Below are 5,936 nucleotides of genomic sequence, written 5' to 3' on the forward strand. Positions count from 1 at the left end.
CGTTCGGGCGCCGAATCGTGCGAATCTGCGTCTGCTCGCGGTCGGCCTGGCCGCTTTTTGACCGCGAGCAGACGCAGATTCGCACGATTCGGCGCCCGAACGTGCGAATCTGCGTCTGCTCGCGGGGCGGGCGGGCTGGCCCGCCGGGCGGGGCTTAGCCCAGCTGGGCCATCCAGCCGTGGGTGTCGGCGAAGGTGCCGCGCTGGATGCCGGTCAACGTGTCGCGCAACGCCATCGTCACCTCCCCCGGCTGGCCGTCGCCGACGGTGAACTCGCCGTCGGCGTGCTTGACGGTCGACACCGGGGTGATCACCGCCGCGGTGCCGCAGGCGAACACCTCGGTGATCTCCCCCGCGGCGGTCTTCTTCTGCCACTCGTCGACGTCGATCTTGCGTTCCTCGATGGCGAATCCGGCGTCGGTGGCCAACTGCAGCAACGAATCCCGGGTGATGCCGGGCAGCAGCGACCCGGACAGCTCCGGGGTGACCAGCCGCGCCGACCCGCCGCTGCCGAACACGAAGAACAGGTTCATGCCGCCCATCTCCTCGATGTAGCGGCGTTCGGTGGCGTCCAGCCACACCACCTGGTCGCAGCCGTGGTCGGCGGCCTGCGCCTGGGCCACCAGCGACGCGGCGTAGTTGCCGCCGAACTTGGCCGCCCCGGTGCCACCCGGGCAGGCCCGCACGTACTCGGTGGACAGCCACACGCTGACCGGTTTGACGCCGCCCTTGAAGTACGCCCCGGCCGGGGACGCGATCACCAGGTAGCGGTATTCGCGGGCCGGGCGCACCCCCAGCCCCGGCTCGGTGGCGACGATGAACGGCCGCAGATACAGCGACTCCTCCCCGCCGGCCGGGGGCACCCAGGCGCCGTCGACGGCGATCAGCTGCCGCAGCGACTCGATGAACAGCTCCTCGGGCAACTCCGGGATCGCCAGCCGACGCGCCGAGGACCGCAGCCGGGCGGCGTTGGCTTCCGGCCGAAACGACACCACCGACCCGTCGGTCCAGCGGTAGGCCTTGAGGCCTTCGAAGATCTCCTGCGCGTAGTGCAGCACGATCGCCGACGGGTCCAGTTCGATCGGCCCGTAGGCCAGCACCTGCGCGTCGTGCCAGCCCCGCTCGGCGGTGTAGTTGATCGACACCATGTGGTCGGTGTGATATTTGCCGAACCCCGGGTCGGCCAGGATCGCGTCGCGGGCCTCCGCGGTCGCCGGCCGCGGGTTGCGTGCAACGGTGAACTCGAGGAGGTCGCCTTCCGGGCCAACGGTCGCCATGGCAGCGATTGTATCGTCGGCCGCTACCGGGTTTTTGCTGTCACGAACGGCGGCCGCACCACCTCGCAGTCCAGCGCCCGGCCCCGCACATCGACGCTGAGGTGCTGGCCGTCCTCGACGCCGGCGTCGGCGTCGATCAGCGCCAGCGCGATCCCGGCCTTCAGCGTCGGCGAAAACGTGCCCGAGGTGGTGAGGCCCACCGTGGTCGACCCGTCGAGCACGGCCAGGCCCGGCCGCAGCACCCCGCGGCCCACCGCGCGCAGCCCGCGCAGCAGCCGCCGCGGGCCGGCCGCCTTCTCGGCCAGCAACGCGTCCCGGCCGAAAAACGCGTCCTTTTTCCAGCCGATCGCCCAGCCGCAGCGGGCCTGCAGCGGCGAGATGTCCACCGAGAGTTCGTGGCCGTGCAGCGGATAGCCCATCTCGGTGCGCAACGTGTCCCGCGCCCCCAGCCCGGCCAGCTCGCCGTCGGCGTCGCGCACCGCGGCGACCAGGGCGTCGAACACCACGCCCGCCGACTCCCAGGGCGGCAGCAGCTCGTAGCCGTGCTCCCCGGTGTAGCCGCTGCGGCACACCCGCACCGGCACCCCGGAGAACGCGGCGTCGGCGAAACCCATGTAGTCCATCGTCGTCGGCAACCCCAGCCGATCGAGCACCGCGGCCGAGCGCGGCCCCTGCACGGCCAGCACCGCCCGGGAGCGGTGTTCGTCGGTGACGGTGACACCGGGCGGGGCGGCCGCGGCCAGCGCGGCCACCACCGCGGCCGTGTTGGCGGCGTTGGGCACCAAAAAGATCTCGTCGTCGGCGACGTAGTAGGCGATCAGGTCATCGATGACGCCGCCGGATTCGGTGCAGCACAACGTGTATTGCGCCTTGCCCGGCCCGATCCGGTTCAGGTCGTTGGACAGGGTGGCGTTGACGAACGCCGCCGCGCCCGGCCCGCGCACGGTGGCCTTGCCCAGATGGCTGACGTCGAACAGCCCGACGGTGCTGCGGGTGGCGGTGTGTTCGGCGACGGTGCCGGCATAGGACACCGGCATCAGCCAGCCGCCGAACTCGGCGAAGCTGGCGCCCAGGTCGCGGTGGCGGTCTTCCAGCGGTCCATGCTGCAATTCGCTCACGACGATCCACCCTAATCGGCCGGCCGACGCTGGCACACTGACCAGGTGGCCGATGGCGTGGACTTCGAGGCGCTGGAGGCGGCCGGTATCGCCGACGCGCGCCGGCGGGCGCCGCTGATCGAATACCTGCACGGCCTGGGGTTCACCGCCGCCGAGATGGTCGAGGCCGAACGCCGCGGCCGGCTGTTCGGGCTGGCCGGCGACGTGGTGGGCCGCTCGGGCCCGCCCTGCTACAGCTTGCGCAGCGCCGCCGCCGCACTCGGCGTGCCGGTCGGCGACGTCGAGCGGGCCTGGACGATGCTCGGCCTGAGCGTCGCCGATCCCGACGCGCCGGCGCTCAGCCAGGCCGACGTCGACGGGCTGGCCACCTGGGCCGAGATGCGGTCCTACCTCGGGGAGCCGGTCGACGGCTTCCTGCGGGTGTTGGGGGCGACGATGGCGCGGCTGGCCGAGGCCGAGTCGTCGATGATCCGGCTCACCCAACCCGACATGTGGCTCGGCCACACCGGCGACGAGGTGGCCACCGCCCGGGCCTGGCGGCTGGTCGCGCAGTACATCCCGCGCCTGGGCGCGATGATCGACGCCGTGCACCGCCACCACCAGGTCAGCGCCCGCACGTTCCTGGAGGGGCTGGAGGGCGGGCCGTCGACCAGCGTGGTGTGCGGCGTCGGGTTCGTCGACCTGACCGGCTTCACCGCGCTGACCCAGCTGCTCACCGCCGCCGAGCTGGCGGCCCTGCTCACCGACTTCGGCGGCACCGTCGCCGACGTCGTGCACGGCGACGGCGGCCGGGTGGTGAAGTTCATCGGCGACGCGGTGATGTGGGTCAGCACCACCCCGGAGCGGCTGGCCCGGGCCGCGGTCGACCTGGTCGAACACCCGAAGGCCCGTCGGGTCGGGCTGCAGGTGCGCGCCGGCCTGGGCTACGGCGAGGTGCTGGCCCTCAACGGCGACTACTTCGGCAATCCGGTGAACCTGGCCGCCCGGCTGGTCGGGGCCGCGGAGCCCGGCCAGATCCTGGCCACCGCCGACATCCGCGACGAGTTGCCCGACTGGCCGGCCACGCTGCTGGATCCGTTGTCGCTCAAAGGTTTCCAGGACCCGGTGGCACCGTATGACCTGCGTGGCGGCCGCCCATTAAGGTAGGTGGTCGTGAGCACCGCACCCGGTTACCAGCCCCCCGCCGTCACCGTCGCCGCCGCGCTGCCCGGCCGCGGCACCGCCAAGGCGGTGCTGATCGTGCCGGTGGTGTCCACCGGCGATGAGTCCGGCGCGCTGGTCGCGCTGACCGAGCCGAGCCTGCCCGCCGACGCGATCGCCGAGATCGAAGCCGGGCTGGCCGCGCTCAACGCCAAGGGCACCGCCGAGCAGGTGCACCGCCTGGTCGTCACCTCGCTGCCGGTGGCCAGTGTGCTGGCGGTCGGCCTGGGCAAACGCCACGACGACTGGCCCGCCGACGTGGTCCGCCGGGCGGCCGGGGCGGCGGCGCGCGCGCTGAACGGCACCGAGGCGGTGATCAGCACCCTGGCCGGGTTGCGCGGCGACGGGCTGGTGGCCGCCACCGTGGAGGGGCTGATCCTGGGCAGCTACCGGTTCACCGCGTTCCGCTCGGCCAAGACCGCCCCCAAGGACCCGGGCCTAGCCAAGATCACCGTGCTGTCGGCGGCCAAGTCCGCCAAGGCCGAGGCCGCGCACGCCGAGGCCGTCGCGACCGCGGTGGCCACCGCCCGCGACTTCGTCAACACCCCGCCGTCCCACCTGTTTCCCGGCGAATTCGCCAAGCGGGCAACCGCATTGGCCGAGGCCGCCGGCCTGGACGTGGAGGTGCTCGACGAGAAGGCGCTGGCCAAGGGCGGCTACGGCGGGCTGATCGGGGTGGGGCAGGGCTCGTCGCGGCCGCCGCGGCTGGTGCGGCTGACCCACCGCGGCGCCAAGCTGGCCAAGAACCCGGCCCAGGCCAAGAAGGTGGCGCTGGTCGGCAAGGGCGTCACCTTCGACACCGGCGGCATCTCGATCAAGCCGGCGGCCTCCATGCACCACATGACCTCCGATATGGGTGGGGCGGCCGCGGTGATCGCCACCGTGCTGCTGGCCGGGCGGCTGGGCCTGCCGATCGACGTCACCGCCACCGTGCCGATGGCCGAAAACATGCCGTCGGGCACCGCGCAGCGCCCCGGCGATGTGCTCACCCAGTACGGCGGCACCACCGTGGAGGTGCTCAACACCGACGCCGAGGGCCGGCTGATCCTGGCCGACGCGATCGTGCGGGCCTGCGAGGACCGGCCGGACTACCTGATCGAAACCTCGACGCTGACCGGGGCGCAGACCGTCGCGCTGGGTGCGCGCACCCCCGGGGTGATGGGCTCGGAGGAGTTCCGCGACCGGGTGGCGGCGATTTCGCAGGCGGTCGGCGAGAACGGCTGGCCGATGCCGCTGCCCGACGAGCTCAAGGACGACCTGAAGTCCACCGTCGCCGACCTGGCCAACGTCAGCGGTCAGCGGTTCGCCGGCATGCTGGTCGCCGGGGTGTATTTGCGCGAGTTCGTCGCCGACGGGGTGGCCTGGGCGCACATCGACGTGGCCGGCCCGGCCTACAACAGCTCCGCCCCGTGGGGCTACACCGGAAAGGGCGGTACCGGGGTGCCGACCCGCACCATGTTCGCGGTGCTGGAGGACATCGCCGCGCACGGTTAACTTTCGTCCGGCGAGTGTGGACTTCGGTCACGCCGCCGGCGAAATCGCGTGCCTCAAGTCCACACGCGGCGCGCCGCGGGCGCGCTAGAGCAGCCGGCGGCGCGCGGTGCTGCGCAGCGCCTGCGGGGCCAGCCGCGACGCCCCGTAGAGCAGGTAGGCCTCCGGGGTGACCGGCCGGATCGCCTTGTGCTTCTGGACCGCCGACACGATGGCCTGGGCGACCTTGTCCGGGCCGTAATGGCGCACCGCGAACATCTTCTCCAGCTGGGCGCGCCGGCCGGCCACCCGCTCGGCCATTCCGGGCGGCGCGTCGAAGCGGGTGGTGTGCACGATATTGGTGTCGATCACCCCGGGACAGATGGTCGTCACCCCGACGCCGGCCGAATCCAGTTCGGCGCGTAGGCAATCGGAGAACATGTAGACGGCGGCCTTGGCGGTGCAGTAGGCGTTCATCGACTGCGAGGGCGTGTAGGCGGCGGCCGACGCCACATTGACGATGTGCCCGCCGGTGCCCCGCTCGACCAGTCGCCGCGCGAACGCCCGGCAGCCGTTGACCACCCCGGCGAAGTTGACGTCGAGCACCCGGTCGAACTGTTCGGTGGGAGTGTCCAGGAACCGGCCGGCCTGCCCGATGCCGGCGTTGTTGACCACGATGTCGGGCACCCCGTGCTCGGCGCCCACCTGCGCGGCGAACGCCTCGACGGCCTCGGCGTCGGCGACGTCGAGGGGGTAGGCGTGCGCGACGCCGCCGCGGGCCGCGATGGCCGCGGCGGTGTCCTTGACGGCGGCCTCGTTGCGGGGGGCGGCCCGGGTGGTGGGTGGGGGTTGTCGGGCTTGGGGGGGGGGGG

At 72.6% G+C, this 5,936-nt stretch carries 5 protein-coding genes; 2 read left to right on the forward strand and 3 right to left on the reverse strand.

All coding sequences use genetic code 11. The annotated features are described in order from the left end of the window. Positions 1–154: 154 nt before the first annotated feature. Complete coding sequence (locus BKN37_RS25185) at positions 155–1,276, reverse strand: branched-chain amino acid aminotransferase (protein ID WP_071029786.1); 1,122 nt, start codon at positions 1,274–1,276, stop codon at positions 155–157. A gap of 23 nt (positions 1,277–1,299) precedes the next feature. Beyond that, on the reverse strand, positions 1,300–2,394 hold the full coding sequence (gcvT, locus tag BKN37_RS25190) for a glycine cleavage system aminomethyltransferase GcvT (protein ID WP_071029790.1): 1,095 nt from the start codon (positions 2,392–2,394) through the stop codon (positions 1,300–1,302). Between the two features lie 45 nt (positions 2,395–2,439). Between gcvT and BKN37_RS25195 the strand changes: the two genes are divergently transcribed. Both BKN37_RS25195 and BKN37_RS25200 read left to right on the forward strand, forming a co-directional pair. Next, the gene (locus BKN37_RS25195; protein ID WP_071029788.1) at positions 2,440–3,540 is read left to right on the forward strand and encodes an adenylate/guanylate cyclase domain-containing protein; all 1,101 of its coding nucleotides are present in this window, start codon (positions 2,440–2,442) and stop codon (positions 3,538–3,540) included. Positions 3,541–3,546: 6 nt separating this feature from the next. After that, positions 3,547–5,088: a leucyl aminopeptidase gene (locus BKN37_RS25200; protein ID WP_071029791.1), complete on the forward strand. Its 1,542-nt coding sequence runs from the start codon at positions 3,547–3,549 to the stop codon at positions 5,086–5,088. Positions 5,089–5,172: 84 nt separating this feature from the next. On the opposite strand, the gene BKN37_RS25205 is transcribed toward BKN37_RS25200, so the two are convergent. Next, the coding region (locus BKN37_RS25205; RefSeq protein WP_131823693.1) for an SDR family NAD(P)-dependent oxidoreductase at positions 5,173–5,936 on the reverse strand (764 nt) is incomplete at its 5' end.

Source organism: Mycobacterium talmoniae (genome assembly GCF_001854525.1).
GTDB lineage: Bacteria > Actinomycetota > Actinomycetes > Mycobacteriales > Mycobacteriaceae > Mycobacterium > Mycobacterium talmoniae.

What these genes read in the sequence shown, in the direction of transcription:
- BKN37_RS25185 (WP_071029786.1), bottom strand. Translation starts at nt 1,276, where the DNA reads ATGGCGACCGTTGGCCCGGAAGGCGACCTCCTCGAGTTCACCGTTGCA.